Genomic DNA, 16,123 nt, shown 5'->3' with positions numbered 1-16,123 from the left:
GAGGGGCGTCCGCGTCACCCGGGACCGTCATCAGGGGACGGTGGTCCCTAGAACTTGGCCGCCGCCGAGGGGGCCTTGAGGGTGCCCAGGTACTTGTGCCAGAGGTGGTTGGGGTCGTTCTCCACCACCTCGACGATCTCCCGCATCTTGGCCAGCGCCGCGGGTTCGCCGTCGTACACGTCGCCCTGGAGCATCTTCAGCACGTCCAGGCGGTAGCGCGGGTCCTGGACGAACGCCGTGAACAGGATGTTCAGGCGGTAGTAGATCTGGATGAACTCGTACCAGTTGTTCACCGCGCCGCGCAGCGTCTTGACGTAGGTGTCGAAGCGCTCCTTGCGGAAGTCGCCGGCCTCGTGGGCGGCGATGATGTCGGCGGTGGCGAGGCGGGCGCTGTTGAGCGCGACGCTGACGCCGCTGGAGAAGATCGGGTCGACGAACCGGGCGGCGTCGCCGATCATCACCAGGGAGTCGTCGGCGATCTTGGTGAGGGCGTAGCTGTAGTCGCCCTCGGCCTTGAACGGCTTGACGCGGCGGGAGTTCTTCAGGGCGTCCTGCAGCGCCGGGCGGCTGCCGATGGTGTCCCAGAAGAAGGTCTCCAGGTCGTCCTTGGCGGCCTTGAAGCGGGCCTTCTGGGTCACCACGCCGATCGAGGTGATCGTGTCGGTGATCGGGATCTGCCAGACCCAGGTGTCCTCGAGCGGCAGGAAGTGGATGAAGATGTAGTCCGCCTGGTCCTTGTTGACGGCCAGCGCCTTGCGGTCGAAGTCGTCGAACCAGGTGTGCACCGCGTACTGGTTGAAGACCGGGTCCGGCTCCTTGACCTTGAGCTGGCCGCCCATCATCGTGCGGCGGCCGCTGGCGTCGATCACCATGCGGACCGGGACGCCGACCTGCTGGCTGCCGACCTTCGCCTGGATGACGGGGCGGTCGCGGTCGGTGAAGTCGACGCGGTTGACGCGGATGCCGTGGTAGACCTTCGCGCCGAGGCTCTCGGCGTGCTGGAGCAGGATCTGGTCGAACTTGCCGCGGTCCACGTGGAAGGTGTGGTCGCGGTCGACGCCGGCCTGGTCGCGCTCGCTGAAGAGGACCTCGGCGGCGCGGAAGTCGTGGTCGAGCCCCTGGAAGCCCAGGTGGTCGATGTCGCGGTCCTCGGCGGAGGTCCACGCGGCGCCGTACTTCTTCGGGAAGCCGGCGGCCTCCACCTTCTCCATCGCGCCGATCTCCAGCAGCACCGGGGTGGTGGCCGGCACGAGGGACTCGCCGACGTGTTCGCGCGGAAAGGTCTCGGCCTCGAACACCGCCACGGACAGGCCCGCCTTGGCGAGGTAGGAGGCGGCCGTCGAGCCGGCCGGGCCGCCGCCGATGATGCCGATGTCGTAGTCGTAGGTGGTCTCGGTTGCCTCGGACAACGTGGTCTCCTGGGTCGTGGTGGTGGGGTGGGGCGGGCGCGGCCGGCTGCGGGTCAGCGCAGGCTCAGCAGCAGATCCGTGATGGCGTTGAGGTTCTGGAAGTTGGTCCCGGTCAGCTCGGTCGGCGGGACGTTGATGCCCAGCTCGTCGCGGATGTGCGTGAGCAACTGGGCGGTGTTGATCGAGGTGAGGATCCCCCACTCGAGCAGCGGTGTGTCCGGCTTGATCTCCGTGCTGCCGGGGTCCGCCAGCAGGCGCTCCTGGACGAACTCGGTGAGCTGTTCGAGCAGTTCTTCGCGGTCACTGGCCACGGCGTACCTCCGGGGAGGGCGTTGAGGGAGGGGCCGGCGGAGAGCCCGGCACTCGTGGATTTCAACGCCTGATGATGTCATTGCCCGATGAACTCTACTAGTGTTGAATTACTCGTCAAGGGGCCAAGGCGGGGCAGCAGACGGGTGGTTGACCTCCGGGGAAGCCGGGGGAGACCGAGGGAGGCGCCCCGGAAGCCGGCCGGACCGGTCGTCGCGGGCCGGCGAGCGGCCTCACGGGGCCGGCGGACGACGACGGGAGGACCCCCATGGGCCGGGAGCGACACGGACCCCCGCCGGGCGAGGTGCACGTCCGGGTCGTACGGGAGCCGGCGGACAACGACGAACTCCACTACTGCCTGGCCCTGTTGACCGACGGCGAACGGGAACGCCGACGCCACCTCGTGCCGTCCCAGCGCGCGCTGTACGCCGCCGCCCACGCCGCCCTGCGCACCACGACGGCCGCCTGCTCGGGCCGGCCCGTCGGGCAGGTCTCCTTCCGCCGGGGTGCGTCCGGCAAGCCCTACGTCGCCGGCGATCCCGGACTGCGCGTGAGCCTGTCGCACACCGACGGGCTCGCCCTGGTCGCGGTGAGCCGGGACGGCCCCGTGGGCGTGGACGTCGAACGCCTGGTGCGGCCGGTGGACCCCAGGGGCCTGCGCCGGCAGGTGCTGTCCGACGAGGAGGCCGCGCGGTGGCCCGCGGAGCGCGACGGCCCCCTGTGCGAGGGCCTGCTGACCCACTGGACCTGCAAGGAAGCCGTCCTCAAGGCGCTGGGCACCGGCCTGGCCGGCGACCCGACCGCCGTGCGCGTCACCCCGGGCGCCCGCCGCTCCGGCCCCGTACGGCTCCACCACGCCCCCGGCCCGCCCCGGCGCTGGCGGCTGCACCTGCTCGACGTGGGCCCCGGCTACCGGGCCGCGGTGGCGGTCGCGGGCGGCGGCGACGTCGTACGGCTGCTGCCGTGACCGGCGACCGGCGCGAACCGTCCGTCGCCAGAGGGCGGGCCGCCGGGGCGGCGGGACCGCCGGCCCCGCACCCGCGCCCCCCTCACGCCCCGAAGGAGACCCTCATGAGCACACCCTCGCCCACCGCACCCACCCTCCTGTGCGTCCCCCACGCCGCCGGCGTCGCCCGCGCCTTCGCCGGGCTCGGCCAGGCGCTCGCGCCCCCCACGCGCACCGTGGCACTGGAGTTGCCCGGCCACGGGACCCGGATGCGCGAACCGGTGCGGGACGACTTCGCCGGGGTGCTGGAGGACCTGGTGCGCGCCACCGGCACCCACACCGCGCGGCCGTACGTCCTGCTCGGGCACAGCATGGGCGCCGCCTTCGCCTACGAACTGGGCCGCCACTGGAGCGCGCTGGGCCGCCCGCCGCGTGCCGTGCTGCTCGTCGGCCGCAACGGCCCCACCGCCCGGTCGCTCCTGCCCGACCTGCACGGACTGCCCGACGACGCCTTCCTGGACGGCGTACGCCGGCTCGGCGGCACCCCGCCGCAGTTGTTCGACCACCCCGAGCTGGTCGCCCTGTTCACCCCCGTGCTGCGCGCCGACTTCACCCTCTCGGAGACCTACACCCCGCTGCCCGGGCCGCCGCTCGGCTGCCCGCTGTTCGTGAGCGCGGGCACCGACGACCCGATGGTCGACGACGCCGGCCTGCGGGACTGGGAGAACCACGCCGACGGCGACGTGCACGTGGAGTGGCTGCCGGGCGGCCACTTCCTGCTGGACGACCCGGTCTTCCAGAACTACGTCGCCGGGGTGCTGCGCAGGCTGCCGCAGCCTGTCGTGTGAGGTCGCGACGCCTGGGTCCTGTCCCGGTCGGCCCCGGATCAGGATCCCGGCCAGGTCTCAGGACGACGCCCGCACCACCAGCTCCGTCGGCAGCGTGATCTGCTGCCGGTCCGCGCCGTGCCGGGTGATGTCGGCCAGGACGCGGGCCATGGTCCGGCCGAGCTCCTCCACGGGCTGGCGCACGGTCGTCAGCGGCGGGTCGGTGTGGCGGGCCAGGACGGAGTCCTCGAAGCCGACGACGGCGACGTCCTCCGGCACCCGCCTCCTCCAGCGGCGCAGTTCGGTCAGGGCGCCGACCGCCATGAGGTCGGACGCGGCGAAGACGGCGTCCAGGTCGGGGGCGCGTTCGAGGAGCGAACGCATGGCGTGCGCACCCCCCTCCTCGGTGAAGTCGGCCGTCTCGACGAGGAGGTCCGGGGCGGTGACGCCGGCTTCGCGGTGTGCGGCGTGCCAGCCCTCGAGCCGGCTGCGGCCGACGTCCATGTCCAGGGGGCCGGTGATCGTCGCCACCCGCCGCCGTCCGCGGGCCAGCAGGTGCCGTACGGCCGCGGCGGCGCCGCCGGCGTTGTCGGCGATCACGTAACTCAACTGCTCGTCCGCGCCGCGGCGTCCGGCCAGGACGGTGGGCAGGCCCATCTCCTCCAGCATCCCCGGCAGCCGGTCCCCGGAGTGCACGGAGAGCAGCAGCACCCCGTCCACCCGGCGGGTCGCCACCGACTCGGTGAGCTGGTCGCGTTCGGCCTCGTCACGGACGAGCATGAGCTGGAGCTGGGTGCGGCTCTCCGCGCACGCGCCGCTGACGCCGCGGATGATCGCGGCGAAGAACGGCTCCGAGCCGAGCCGGCTCTCCGACTCGGGGATCACCAGCGCCACGGCGTCGGTGCGGTTGGTCACCAGCCCGCGGGCGACGGAGTTGGGGACGTAGTTGAGTTCCTTGATCGCCGCGAGCACCCGGGCGCGCGCCTCGGCACTGACCAGGTCCGAGCCGTTGACGACACGGGAGACCGTCGTGCGGCCCACTCCGGCGTGGGCGGCGACCGTTTTGATCGTCGGACGGCGGTTGCCGGTCATGTGCTCCCCCCTCGCGCCGCGGCGGCAGGTCCCGCCGCGCAGGTGACCTGCGCAATTCTTGCAGATCGGCCCCCGTCGGGCGCTGTCCGGCCCAAGGGGCCGGGCCGCGCCGTGTCACGGGCGGAGCGATGAGTTGTGCGCGAGTCATTGACAGACCGGGTCCGCCCCCAGGAGTCTTCGATGCGCCGGTGGGAACGTGCCCACCCACAAGTGGGCACGTTCCCACCACCGCAAACCATCCCATAACTCATCACCACGGCTCTGCCGTGGCCCGTGCGGGACCCGTCGCCGTCGGCGGTTCGGTGCCGTCGCTAGGAGGAGACCCATGACCACATCCGGTTCGTTGCGCAGGAGGGCGGTGGCGGCGGCCGCGGCGGTCGGCGCGCTGGCGCTCGTGGTCGGCTGCGGCGGCAGCGACGACTCCGCCACCGGCGGCGGCAAGAAGGACGGCAAGGTCACCATCACCATGGGCCTGTACGGAGTGATGGGCCTGAAGGAGACCGGCCTCCTCGAGCAGTACGAGAAGGAGAACCCCGGGGTCGACATCAAGGCCGAGATCGCCGGCGACGAGCAGACGTACTACACCGCCCTGCAGACCAGACTCGCCGCCGGCAAGGGCCTGAAGGACATCCAGGGCATCGAGGTCGGCCGGGCCAAGGAGATCACCGACACCCAGGCGGACAAGTTCGCCGACTTCAGCGACGTACCGGGCCTCGACCACTTCCTGCCGTGGAAGGAGTCCCAGATCACCACCGCCGACGGCAAGGTGCTCGGCCTGGGCACCGACATCGGGCCGATGGCCGTCTGCTACCGCAAGGACTACTTCGCGCAGGCCGGCCTGCCCACCGAGCGCGACCAGGTCGCGAAGCTCTGGGAGGGCGACTGGAAGAAGTACGTCGAGGTCGGCCGCACCTTCAAGAAGGACTTCAAGGGCAAGAACGTCGCCTACATGGACGCGGCCAGCGGCCTGTTCAACGCCATGATCTACGGCAGCCCCGAGCAGTTCTACGACGAGAAGGGCGAGCTGATCTACGACAGCAACCCGGTCGTCAAGCAGGCGTGGGGTCTCGCCGCCGACGCGGCGGAGGGCGGCCTGACGGCCAAGCTCCGTCAGTTCCAGCCGGGTTGGGACCCCGGCCTGGCCAACGGCACGTTCGCCACGGCCGTGTGCCCCGCCTGGATGCTCAGCCACATCAGTGAGAAGGCCGGGCCGGCGAACAAGGGCAAGTGGGACGTGGCCAAGGCGCCCAAGGGCGCGAACTGGGGCGGGTCCTTCCTCGGCGTCGTCGAGCAGAGCCCGGTCAAGGAGGAGGCCAAGAAGCTCGTCGCCTGGCTGACCGCCCCCGAGCAGCAGGCGCACGTCTTCCAGGAGATCGGCAACATCCCGTCCTCGCGCCAGGCGCTGGACAGCCCCGAGGTCAAGAACGCCACGTCCGCGTACTTCAGCGGCGCGCCCATCGGCCGGATCTTCGGCGCGGCGGCCCAGGAGATACCCGACAAGCAGGTGCTCGGCCGCAAGGACGGCACGATCAAGGACACGTTCTCCCAGGGACTGACGCTGATCGAACAGCAGGGCACGGCCCGGGACAAGGCGTGGAACACCACCGCGGAGCGCATCGAGAAGGCGGTCGGCTGACCCCCGGCCCTCCCCGGTCTCCGGGCCCGCCCTCCGCGGGCGGGCCCGGACGGCCGGCTCACCCGTCCGCTCCCAGGAAGGAACTCCGGTGGCCACCTCCACCACCCCAGCCCTGACCGGCGACGAGCCCACCGGGCCGCCCCCGGCGGGAAGCACCCCCCGCCGGCGCGGCGCGCTCCTGCACCGGCTCGACCTCAAGGGCGCCCCGTACGCCTTCGTCGCGCCGTTCTTCGTGGTCTTCGCCGCGTTCAGCTTCTACCCGCTCGTCTACACCTTCTGGATCTCCCTGCACGACGTCGAGCTGGCCACCCTCGACGTCATGCAGTGGGTGGCCTTCGACAACTACGTCGAACTCTGGAACGATTCCCGCTTCTGGAACGCACTGCAGAACACCATCACCATCGGTGTCATCTCCACCGTGCCGCAGTTGCTGATGGCCCTCGGACTGGCCCACCTGCTCAACTACCGCATGCGCGGCTCGCTGTTCTTCCGCGTCGCCTCGCTCGTGCCCTACGCGACCTCGGTCGCCGCGGCCGCCCTCGTCTTCACGATGATCTTCGAGCGCGACTTCGGCATGATCAACTGGGCGCTCGGCTCGGTCGGGATCGACCCGGTGGACTGGGAGGCGGACAAGTGGCCCGCCCAGGTGGCCATCTCGACCATCGTGATCTGGCGCTGGACCGGCTACAACGCCCTGCTCTACCTCGCCGCCATGCAGGCCATCCCGGCCGACCGCTACGAGGCCGCCTCACTCGACGGCGCCTCCCGGTGGCAGCAGTTCACCCACGTCACGGTCCCCGGGATCCGCTCCACGATCGTCTTCACCATCGTGCTGTCCACGATCGGCGCCACGCAGCTGTTCGGTGAGCCGCTGATCTTCGGCCAGGGACCCAACGGCGTGACCGGCGGCGCGGACAACCAGTACCAGACGTTGGGACTGCTGCTCTACGAGGAGGGCTGGAAGAACTACCAGATGGGCCGCTCGGCGACCGTCGCCTGGGCCATGTTCCTGCTCCTCCTGATCGTCTTCCTCGTGCAGCGCGTCGTCCAGCGCGTCCGCTCCCGTACGTCCTGACCCGGAGTCCCCATGACCCTGCACAGTCTCCCGGCACAGAACGCCACCGCGGGCCCGGCCTCACCGGGGAAGGCGGCCCCCAGGGGCGGCCGCCGGCTGCTGCGCCAGCGCGCCGGACGCCAGCACCACGCCGGCCCCCTCACCTACGTCCTGCTCGTCGTCATGGCGGTGCTGTCGATCTTCCCGCTGTACTGGACCATGGTGGCCGCCTCGACCGACAACACCCGCGTCAGCCAGACCCCGCCGCCGTTCCTGCCGGGCCCGAACCTGTTCAGCAATTTGGCCCGCGCCTGGGACGAGGCGGCGATGGGCAAGGCGATGGTCAACAGCCTCATCGTGGCCGGGGTGATCGCCCTGTCCACCGTGCTGTTCGCGACGCTCGCCGGGTTCGCCTTCGCCAAACTGCGCTTCAAGGGGCGCAACGCCCTGCTCACACTGGTCATCGGCACCATGCTCGTGCCGCCGCAGCTCGGCGTCGTACCGCTGTTCATGATGATGGCCGAACTCGGCTGGTCCCAGCAGCTGCCCGCCGTCATCTTCCCGACCCTGGTGAGCGCGGTGGGCGTGTTCTTCATGCGGCAGTACCTGTCCGAGGCGCTGCCGGACGAACTGGTCGAGGCCGGACGCGTGGACGGGGCGCACTCGCTGCGGATCTTCTTCAGCATCGTGCTGCCCGTCGCCCGCCCCGCCATGGCCGTCCTGTTCATGATCACGTTCGTGCACGCCTGGAACGACTTCTTCTGGCCGTTCGTGGTGCTCGACATGACCAACCCGACCGTCCCCGTCGCCCTCACCCAGCTCAGCGCGGGGTACGTCCGCGACCAGTCGCTGATCATGGCCGGGGCCCTGCTCGGCACCCTGCCGCTGCTGGCGATGTTCGTCGTCTTCGGCCGCCAGATCGTCAGCGGCATCATGGCGGGAGCCGTCAAGGGCTGACCGACCCGCCACCCAAGTCGGTTCGCGCGGGGCCCTGTTGGGCCGTCCGAAGCCCTTCCCCACCGGATCGCCCGCGCCCCGTCGCACACCACCACCTCGAAAGGACTCACGTGGTCACCGCAGCACAGCAGACCGCGCCCGCCCCGGACGCCGCCCGCGCTTTCCCCAAGGGCTTCCTCTGGGGCTCCGCCACCGCCTCCTACCAGATCGAGGGGGCGGCCGCCGAGGACGGCAGGACGCCCTCCATCTGGGACACCTACGCCCGCACCCCGGGCCGGGTCCGCAACGGCGACACCGGCGACATCGCCACCGACCACTACCACCGGCGGCGCGAGGATGTCGCCCTCATGGCCGAACTCGGCCTGGGCGCCTACCGCTTCTCCCTCGCCTGGCCCCGCATCCGGCCCACCGGCCGCGGGCCCGCCGCACAGAAGGGCCTGGACTTCTACCGGCGCCTCGTCGACGACCTGCTCGACCACGGCATCCAGCCCGTCGCCACCCTCTACCACTGGGACCTCCCGCAGGAACTGGAGGACGCGGGCGGCTGGCCCGAGCGCGCCACGGCCGAACGCTTCGCCGAGTACGCGGCCCTCGCGGCGGACGCCCTCGGCGACCGGGTGAAGACCTGGACCACGCTCAACGAACCCTGGTGCAGCGCCTTCCTCGGCTACGGCTCCGGCGTGCACGCCCCCGGCCGCACCGACCCGGTGGCAGCCCTGCGCGCGGCCCACCACCTCAACCTCGCCCACGGCCTGGCCACCCGGGGGCTGCGCGACCGCCTCGGCGCCGACGCCCAGGTCTCGGTCACCCTCAACGTCCACCACGTCCGCCCGCTCACCGCGTCGGAGGGCGACGCGGACGCGGTCCGCCGGATCGACGCGCTCGCCAACCGGGTCTTCACCGGCCCGATGCTGGCCGGCGCCTACCCGGAGGACCTGTTCAAGGACACCGCCGGGCTGACCGACTGGTCCTTCGTCCAGGACGGCGACCTGGCGCTCATCCACCAGCCGCTGGACTTCCTCGGCGTCAACTACTACACGCCGACCGTGGTCTCCGAGGCCGACGGCAGCGGCACCCACACCTCCGACGGACACGGCAACAGCGCCCACAGCCCCTGGCCGGGAGCCGACCGGGTGGCCTTCCACCAGCCGCCCGGTGACACCACCGCGATGGGCTGGGCCGTCGACCCCAGCGGCCTGTACGACCTGCTGCGCCGGCTCACCGCCGACTTCCCGGGCCTGCCGCTGGTCATCACCGAGAACGGCGCCGCGTTCGACGACTACGCCGACCCCGAGGGCCGGGTCAACGACCCCGCCCGGATCGCCTACCTCCGCGGGCACCTCGCCGCCGTCCACCGGGCGATCCAGGACGGGTCGGACGTGCGCGGCTACTTCCTGTGGTCCCTGCTGGACAACTTCGAGTGGGCCCACGGCTACAGCAAGCGTTTCGGCGCGGTGTACGTCGACTACCCGACCGGCACGCGCATCCCCAAGGCCAGCGCCCGCTGGTACTCCGAGGTGGCCCGCACCGGCGTGCTCCCGGGCGCCTGAGACACCGGTACGGCTCACCCTCCGACCCGCGCGACGTCGGAGGGTGGGCCGGCGGGGCGTTCAGGCCGCCGGCTGCACCTCGGAGAACTGGGCCCGCCAGTACGCCAGCGGCGTGCGGGCCGCACTCACGTCGCCGTGGACCAGGCGGCCGACCAGGATCTGGTGGTCGCCCGCCAGGTGACTGCTCGTCAGCACGCACTCGGCGTGGGCGACGGTGGCGGGCAGGATCGGCGCACCCGTCCGCTTGCCGGGGCTCCACGGCACGTCCGAGAAGCGCTCGGGAACCGGCGAGGCGAAGGTGCGGGCGGTGTCCTCCATGCCGGAGGACAGGAAGTTCACCGCGAAGGCCGAACTCTCGTGGATGGCCTCCAGGGTGGCGCTGGGGTGCTTGACGCAGACCAGCAGCAGCGGCGGCGACGCCGAGACGCTGCACACCGCGCTGCACGTCAGACCGCGCGGCTGGCCGTCGGCCGTCACGCTGGTGACGACGCTCACCCCGGTGGGCAGCGAGCCCATCACGGAGCGGAACGTCGACAGGTCCACCTGGTCCAACAGGGTTTCGACGGGCTGGTGTCGGTCGGACATCACAGGATCCTCACGGGTCAGGCCGAGTCGGGCCAGGGGGTCGCGGACGGAGAGGGCGGGCGCCGTGGGCACGGCACGCTCACCCGACGCTCGTGATGCGTTCGACGAGGGCCGGACGGTCCGTCTTGCCGTTGGCCGTCAGCGGCAGCTCGGGGACGGTGTGCACCGCGTCGACCACCATGTACAGCGGCAGCCGGTCCGCGCAGTCCCGCTTGAGCTCCAGCAGCCCCGGGCCGCTCGGGCCCTCGGGCACCACCACCGCGTGGATCTTGGCGTCGAGGCCGCTGCCGACGACCACGCAGGCGGCGGCGGCGACCTTCGGGTGGGCGCTCACCACGGCCTCGATGTCGCCGAGTTCGATGCGGTGGCCGCGCACCTTGACCATGTGGTCGCGCCGGCCGACGTACTCCAGCATCCCGTCGGGGCCCATCCGGCCGATGTCGCCGGTGAAGTAGGCGCCCTGCTGCGGCTCACGGCCCCAGTAGCCGAGCATCACGGTCGGACCGCTCACCACGATCTCGCCCTCGCGGGCGCGCGGTGGGTGCAGCCGTATCCGGTCGCCGGAGGCCGGGGCGCCGATCGGCAGCGGGCGGGTGCTGCCGAGGTCGCGGTCGGTGACCTCGTAACTGGTGCACACATTGGTCTCGGTGGGCCCGTACCAGTTGAACATCCGCACGTCCGGCCACGCCTTGCGCAGCTCGTGCACCTGCTGGACCGGGAACGGCTCCCCGGCGAAGACGCACACCCGCAGCGCCTCGGGCGGATCGCCGGCCAGCAGGTCACCGCGCTGCATCATCAGGATCAGCGCGGACGGCACCGAGTACCAGACGCTGATCCGCTCCCGCTGCAACAGCGCGACGAGCTGCGGCGGGTCGTAGGCCAGGCCCTCGGGGACCAGCACCACCGACGCGCCCGCGTGGAAGGCGGCGTACAGGTCGAAGACGGACAGGTCGAAGTTGAACGGGGCGTGGTTGGACAGCCGGTCCGCGGCCGTCACGCCCACCTCGGCGACCGCCCAGGTGACGAAGGCGAGCGCGTTGCGGTGGCTGATGCACACGCCCTTCGGCTCCCCGGTCGAACCGGAGGTGTAGAGGATGTACGCCGGGTCGTCGGGCTCGTTGGCGTGCACGGGCGGCGCCGCCGAGGCGGGTGCCTCCTCGCGTACCGCGTCGAACGCGGCCAGCGGCAGGTCCGCCTCCCAGCCGGACGCCTCGGCCCGCCGGATGCCGTCGGCGTCGGCGACGACCAGCGTCGGAGAGCAGCCCGCCGCGATCCGGCGCACCCGCGCCGCGGGGTTGTTGGCGCTGACCGGGACGTACACCGCGCCGACGCGCAGCGCGCCCTGCATGAGGGCGATGGCGTCGAGCGTCTTGTGCGTCCACAGCACGACCCGGTCGCCGGGGCGGACCCCGCGGCGGTGCAGGGCGGCGGCGTAGCGGTCGGCGAGTTCGTCCAGCTCCCGGTAGCTGGCGACGCCCTGGGCCGAGCGGACGGCCGGCGCGTCCGGGGCACGCCGGGCGGAGTCGATGACGAGCTGGTGGAGCCTCACAGTCCCATCTCCTTCACGATGAGTTGGCGTTGGATGTCGGAGGTCCCGGAGAAGATCGTGCTGGGCACGGCGTCGCGCAGGGCGGCCTCGATGCCGTCCTCGCGCAGGTAGCCCCGCCCGCCGAAGATCCGTACGGCGTCGGTGGCCGAGGCCAGCACGCCCTCGGAGACGGCGAGCTTCGACAGGGCGACCTCGAGCACGGACGGCTCGCCCCGGTCCATCGACCAGCAGGCCCGGTACAGCAGCAGCCGGGCGCTCTCCAGGCGCAGGGTGATGTCGGCGATCCGGTGCGAGACCGCCTGGAAGTCGCCGATGCGCCGCCCGAACTGCCTGCGGGAGCGGGCGTGTTCGACGCACTGCCCGAGCAGCCGGTCCAGCAGGCCGACGTAGAGGGCGAACAGACAGGCCCGTTCCCAGCCCATGGAGTGCTGGAAGATCGCGGCGCCGCCGCCGACGGCGCCGAGCACCTGCTCGTCGGGGACGAAGCAGTCCTCGAAGGTGACCGCCCCGGCGGGCACGGAGTGCATGCCCATCTTCTCGTAGGGGCGGCCCACGACGACGCCCTGGGCCGTCCGGTCGACGACGAAGCCGGTGACGCCGAGGAACCCAGCCCTGGGGTTGACGGTGGCGTAGGTGACGTAGACGTCGGAGGCGGGCCCGTTGGTGACGAAGCTCTTGGTGCCGTTGAGCAGCCAGCCGCCGTCCGTGCGGGTCGCGGCCGTCGACAGCGCGGAGGAGTCGGAGCCGGCCTCCGGCTCGGTCATCGCGTTGCCCGCGATCAGCCGGCCCGAGGCCAGGTCCGGCAGCAGGCGCCGGCGTACGGCGTCCGTGCCGAAGGCGACGACCGGCATGGCGCAGGCGAAGGTGTGCGCCCCGGCGGCGAACACCAGGCCGGTGTCGGGGCAGCCGCGGCCCACCGCCTCCACGACGCGTGCGGTGTCCAGGGCGCCCAGGCCCCCGCCCCCGTACTCCTTCGGCAGGGGCGCGCCGAGCACGCCGATCTCGCCGAGCGCCAGCCAGTCCTTGCGGTCGTAGAAGCCGGTGCCGGGCGGGTCCGGGAAGGCCGCCCGCGTCGCCTCCAACACCTCGTCGTAGCGGGCCTGCTGCCCGTCGCTCCAGCCGAACTCCACGTGTGCTCCTGGGATACGGGGAAGGGGACGCCCTCCCGGGTCGGGCGGTGCGCGGGGGCCGTCCCCGCCTCACCTCAACGGGTCAGTGCTGCTCGGGCACGTGGCGCAGGTTGCGCGGGCCGACGTAGCGCAGCCGGGGGTGGATGCGGCCCTGCTGGGCGCGCTGCTCCTCGGCGTGCGCGAGCCAGCCGGCCACCCGGGCCGCCGCGAACATGGGGACGAACAGGTCGGAGGGCATGCCGAGCATGTGGTAGATCGCGGCCGCGTAGCAGTCCACGGTCAGGTAGGGGCGGGGCCCCTTCGAGGGGTGGGCGGCGGTCCGTACGGCGTCCAGCACCTGCAGCACGTGGTCGCTGCCGGGGTCGCCGCGGAAGCGCCGGGCCGCGTCGCGCAGCGGCCGCACCCGGGGGTCCTCCTCGGCGTAGGGCACCGGGCGGCGGGCCGCGGCGGCGTCGGCCCGGCCGCGCAGGTAGGCGGCCGCCGTCCGGGGGTCGGTGTCGCCGCCCACCAGGTCGATCACCTGGTGGGCGGCGCCGCCGTGCAGCGGCCCGGTGAACGTGGCGAGCGCGACGGTGATCGTGGCGAAGGTGTCCGCGCCGGTGCCGGCCGCGACGCGGGCCGCGAACGCCGAGGCGTTGCAGCCGTGTTCGGCCTGCAGGATCAGGCACAGGTCGACCAGCCGCACCCGTTCCGGGTCCCGGGGCAGGCCCAGCAGGTGCAGGATGTTCTCGGCGTGGCTGAGGTCGGGGCGGGGCCGGGGCAGCGGGCGCCGGGTGCGGGCCGCCTGCTGGGTGGCGAAGATCGTGGGGACGCGGGCGATTAGCCGTTCCCCGAGGCCGATGTGGGCGGCCGGGTCGGCGTCGGCCTCGGCGGCCACGGCGAGTGCGGAGACGGCGGTGCGCAGCACCGACGAGGGGGAGGAGGCCGCGTTCGCGGTGAGGTTGGCGGCGACCGCGACGGGCAGGTCGCGGGCCGCGGCGAGCCGGGCCCGGAAGGCGGCCAGTTCCTCGGCGTCCGGCAGCCAGCCGCGCAGCAGCAGGTGGACGACCTCCTCGTAGGTGGTGCGGCCGAGCAACTCCTCGATGGGGTAGCCCCGGTAGGCGAGCCGGCCGCGCACGGGGTCGACCTCGGAGATGCCCGTCTCGCCGACCACCAGCTCCGACACGGCCTCGGGCGGTCCGGTCGGCGGATCGGCGGGCGGCGCGGACAGCGCGGGGACCAGCGCGGAGGCGTTGTCGGGGGCCTTCAGCCCGGAGAGTTCGGCGAGGCGTTCGTCGTAGAACGCGCGTAGTTGGCCCACGGACTCGATGCGCTCGATCAGCCGGTCGTCGAGCGTGGTCCCCAGCTCGTGCTCCAGGTGGACCTGGAGTTCCACGGCCGTGAGGTCGTCCCAGCTGTTGACGGTGCGTAGCTGCAACTCGTCCCCGATGAACTCCGAGGGCATGTCGAAGACTCGGGACAACGTGCTGATGACGGGGTGCACCTGGGCCATCTCCTTGTCTGTACGTCGCTTCCCGCGCCGGGTCGCGGGTGGCGGGAAGCGGGAGTGGGGGACCGGCCGGCCGGCCGGCGGGCCCCGCCCCGGCCGGCGTCAGCCGGCGAGGTCGGGCGCCTGGTCCGGGGCCTTGCCGGCAAACCGGACGACGGGCTTGTCCTGGGCGGGCGCCTGCACCAGGTCGATGCGCGCCCGCGGGAACAGGTGGGGCAGCAGGGGCCCGGTCATCGCCGTGGTGATCAGGGCCATCAGGACCATCTCGGTGAACAGGCTGTCGTCGAGCACGCCGAGATTCAGTCCGACGCCCAGGATGATCAGTTCGGTCAGGCCCCGGGTGTTCATCAGCACGCCCACGCCGGTCGACTCGCGCCAGGTCAGCCCGAACGAGCGGGCCGGCAGCCCGGCGCCCAGGATCTTGCCGAGGATGGACGCGGCCAGGATCAGGGCCAGTTCGAGCCAGCCGGTCGCGGAGACGCCGGCGACGTCCACGGACAGGCCGGTGATGATGAAGTACACCGGCAGCAGCAGCTCCCCGGCGTGCTCCAGCGGGCGCAGCATGCGTTCCTGGAGCATCGCCTGCGGCCTGCGCGGCATCACCAGGCCGAAGGCGAACGCGCCGAAGATGGGATGGATGCCGATCCTCGAGGTGGTGTAGGCGGACAGCAGCAGTCCGGCGGTGACCAGCGCGGCCAGTTGGGCGCCGGAGCCCCGGCGGGCGATCCAGGTGACGGCCCGGGCGAGCAGCGGCCGTACCACGCAGATCATCGCCGCGCCGTACCCGGCGGACATCCAGAGGGTGTCGGTGAACCCGGAGGGCCCGGACGCGGTGACGATGGCGACCACCCCGGCCAGCAGGCACCAGGCGAGCACGTCGCCGAACGCGGCGCTGGTGAGCGCGAGCGCGCCGATCTTCGTGCGGCTGAGGTTGTTGTCCTTCAGGATGCGGGCCAGCACCGGGAACGCGGTGATGGACATGCTGACGCCCAGGTACAGGACGAAGGAGAACCAGGGCACCTTGTCGCCGCCGACCACGGAGTGGTTGTGGTACAGCAGCGCGGCGACGCCCATGCCGAGGGCCAGCGGGGTGAGGATGCTGCCCGCGGTGACCCCGGCCACCGAGCGCTTGTTGCGCCCCATGGTGGCGCCGTCCAGTTCCCAGCCGATGGTGAACATGAACAGCAGCAGACCGATCTGGGCCACCGTCGACAGCAAGGGCCGTACGGCGTCGGGGAAGAGATGGTGTGTCAGGTCGCCCGGCAGCAGTCCGAGCAGACTCGGCCCGAGCAGGATGCCCGCGGTGATCTCGCCGATCACGGCGGGCTGGCGTATCCGCCGCGAGAGCCGGGCGAGCAGGGTGCCCGTGACCAGGATGACGGCGATCCCGGCGAAGGCGGTGGCCTGTAAGGATTCCAGCTGGTGCGGGGTCACGGCAGCTCCTAGAGCGTTGAGCGTTGAATTAATTCACCGAGCAAAGAACTCAACTGCTGATGAGTTTTGCACGGGGATCGATACGTGAACAAGGGGCCTCCCGCGCCGGGCCGGCCCCTCGCGCGGGCGTCGGGGCGCCCGGGAGTACCGCTGCCT

The 16,123-nt window shown here is 72.1% G+C and carries 14 protein-coding genes; 6 read left to right on the top strand and 8 right to left on the bottom strand.

What is annotated here, in order from left to right:
* Positions 1 to 47: 47 nt before the first annotated feature.
* A complete protein-coding gene (locus E4U92_RS05635; protein ID WP_137299129.1) occupies positions 48 to 1,409 on the bottom strand; it encodes an NAD(P)/FAD-dependent oxidoreductase in 1,362 nt (453 codons plus the stop codon).
* A gap of 53 nt (positions 1,410 to 1,462) precedes the next feature.
* On the bottom strand, positions 1,463 to 1,720 hold the full coding sequence (locus E4U92_RS05630) for an acyl carrier protein (RefSeq protein ID WP_067230218.1): 258 nt from the start codon (positions 1,718 to 1,720) through the stop codon (positions 1,463 to 1,465).
* A gap of 266 nt (positions 1,721 to 1,986) precedes the next feature.
* Between E4U92_RS05630 and E4U92_RS05625 the strand changes: the two genes are divergently transcribed.
* Together E4U92_RS05625 and E4U92_RS05620 are read left to right on the top strand one after the other, a co-directional pair.
* A complete protein-coding gene (locus E4U92_RS05625; RefSeq protein ID WP_137299127.1) occupies positions 1,987 to 2,685 on the top strand; it encodes a 4'-phosphopantetheinyl transferase family protein in 699 nt (232 codons plus the stop codon).
* A gap of 104 nt (positions 2,686 to 2,789) precedes the next feature.
* On the top strand, positions 2,790 to 3,512 hold the full coding sequence (locus E4U92_RS05620; RefSeq protein WP_137299126.1) for a thioesterase II family protein: 723 nt from the start codon (positions 2,790 to 2,792) through the stop codon (positions 3,510 to 3,512).
* A 57-nt stretch (positions 3,513 to 3,569) separates the two neighbouring features.
* On the opposite strand, the gene E4U92_RS05615 is transcribed toward E4U92_RS05620, so the two are convergent.
* Entirely contained in the window at positions 3,570 to 4,583 is a 1,014-nt protein-coding gene (locus E4U92_RS05615) for a LacI family DNA-binding transcriptional regulator (protein WP_137299125.1), read from the bottom strand.
* A gap of 325 nt (positions 4,584 to 4,908) precedes the next feature.
* Between E4U92_RS05615 and E4U92_RS05610 the strand changes: the two genes are divergently transcribed.
* From E4U92_RS05610 to E4U92_RS05595, 4 genes are all read left to right on the top strand, one after another.
* The gene (locus E4U92_RS05610; RefSeq protein ID WP_137299124.1) at positions 4,909 to 6,219 is read left to right on the top strand and encodes an ABC transporter substrate-binding protein; all 1,311 of its coding nucleotides are present in this window, start codon (positions 4,909 to 4,911) and stop codon (positions 6,217 to 6,219) included.
* 88 nt (positions 6,220 to 6,307) lie between these two features.
* On the top strand, positions 6,308 to 7,294 hold the full coding sequence (locus E4U92_RS05605; protein WP_137299123.1) for a carbohydrate ABC transporter permease: 987 nt from the start codon (positions 6,308 to 6,310) through the stop codon (positions 7,292 to 7,294).
* Positions 7,295 to 7,306: 12 nt separating this feature from the next.
* Positions 7,307 to 8,230, top strand: a complete 924-nt coding sequence (locus E4U92_RS05600) for a carbohydrate ABC transporter permease (RefSeq protein WP_137299122.1) — start codon at positions 7,307 to 7,309, stop codon at positions 8,228 to 8,230.
* A gap of 110 nt (positions 8,231 to 8,340) precedes the next feature.
* Complete coding sequence (locus E4U92_RS05595) at positions 8,341 to 9,780, top strand: GH1 family beta-glucosidase (RefSeq protein WP_137299121.1); 1,440 nt, start codon at positions 8,341 to 8,343, stop codon at positions 9,778 to 9,780.
* A gap of 60 nt (positions 9,781 to 9,840) precedes the next feature.
* On the opposite strand, the gene E4U92_RS05590 is transcribed toward E4U92_RS05595, so the two are convergent.
* From E4U92_RS05590 to E4U92_RS05570, 5 genes are all read right to left on the bottom strand, one after another.
* Complete coding sequence (locus tag E4U92_RS05590) at positions 9,841 to 10,365, bottom strand: flavin reductase family protein (RefSeq protein ID WP_137299120.1); 525 nt, start codon at positions 10,363 to 10,365, stop codon at positions 9,841 to 9,843.
* Between the two features lie 79 nt (positions 10,366 to 10,444).
* Positions 10,445 to 11,914 (bottom strand): amino acid adenylation domain-containing protein, encoded by a 1,470-nt coding sequence (locus E4U92_RS05585; RefSeq protein WP_137299119.1) that lies wholly within the window; start codon positions 11,912 to 11,914, stop codon positions 10,445 to 10,447.
* Positions 11,911 to 13,044 (bottom strand): acyl-CoA dehydrogenase family protein, encoded by a 1,134-nt coding sequence (locus tag E4U92_RS05580; protein WP_137299118.1) that lies wholly within the window; start codon positions 13,042 to 13,044, stop codon positions 11,911 to 11,913. Before E4U92_RS05580 ends, E4U92_RS05585 begins: the two co-directional genes overlap by 4 nt.
* A gap of 82 nt (positions 13,045 to 13,126) precedes the next feature.
* Entirely contained in the window at positions 13,127 to 14,536 is a 1,410-nt protein-coding gene (locus tag E4U92_RS05575; protein ID WP_137299117.1) for a citrate/2-methylcitrate synthase, read from the bottom strand.
* Positions 14,537 to 14,635: 99 nt separating this feature from the next.
* The gene (locus E4U92_RS05570; protein ID WP_137299116.1) at positions 14,636 to 15,967 is read right to left on the bottom strand and encodes a cation:proton antiporter domain-containing protein; all 1,332 of its coding nucleotides are present in this window, start codon (positions 15,965 to 15,967) and stop codon (positions 14,636 to 14,638) included.
* Positions 15,968 to 16,123: the final 156 nt, after the last annotated feature.

This window comes from Streptomyces galbus (assembly GCF_005280195.1).
In the GTDB taxonomy this organism is placed as follows: Bacteria; Actinomycetota; Actinomycetes; order Streptomycetales; family Streptomycetaceae; genus Streptomyces; species Streptomyces galbus.
Note: the sequence above shows the minus strand (reverse complement) of the source record. Positions and strands in the feature narration are given on the sequence as shown.

What these genes read in the sequence shown, in the direction of transcription:
- E4U92_RS05625 (WP_137299127.1), top strand. Translation starts at nt 1,987, where the DNA reads ATGGGCCGGGAGCGACACGGACCCCCGCCGGGCGAGGTGCACGTCCGG.
- E4U92_RS05620 (WP_137299126.1), top strand. Translation starts at nt 2,790, where the DNA reads ATGAGCACACCCTCGCCCACCGCACCCACCCTCCTGTGCGTCCCCCAC.
- E4U92_RS05615 (WP_137299125.1), bottom strand. Translation starts at nt 4,583, where the DNA reads ATGACCGGCAACCGCCGTCCGACGATCAAAACGGTCGCCGCCCACGCC.
- E4U92_RS05610 (WP_137299124.1), top strand. Translation starts at nt 4,909, where the DNA reads ATGACCACATCCGGTTCGTTGCGCAGGAGGGCGGTGGCGGCGGCCGCG.
- E4U92_RS05600 (WP_137299122.1), top strand. Translation starts at nt 7,307, where the DNA reads ATGACCCTGCACAGTCTCCCGGCACAGAACGCCACCGCGGGCCCGGCC.
- E4U92_RS05590 (WP_137299120.1), bottom strand. Translation starts at nt 10,365, where the DNA reads ATGTCCGACCGACACCAGCCCGTCGAAACCCTGTTGGACCAGGTGGAC.
- E4U92_RS05575 (WP_137299117.1), bottom strand. Translation starts at nt 14,536, where the DNA reads ATGGCCCAGGTGCACCCCGTCATCAGCACGTTGTCCCGAGTCTTCGAC.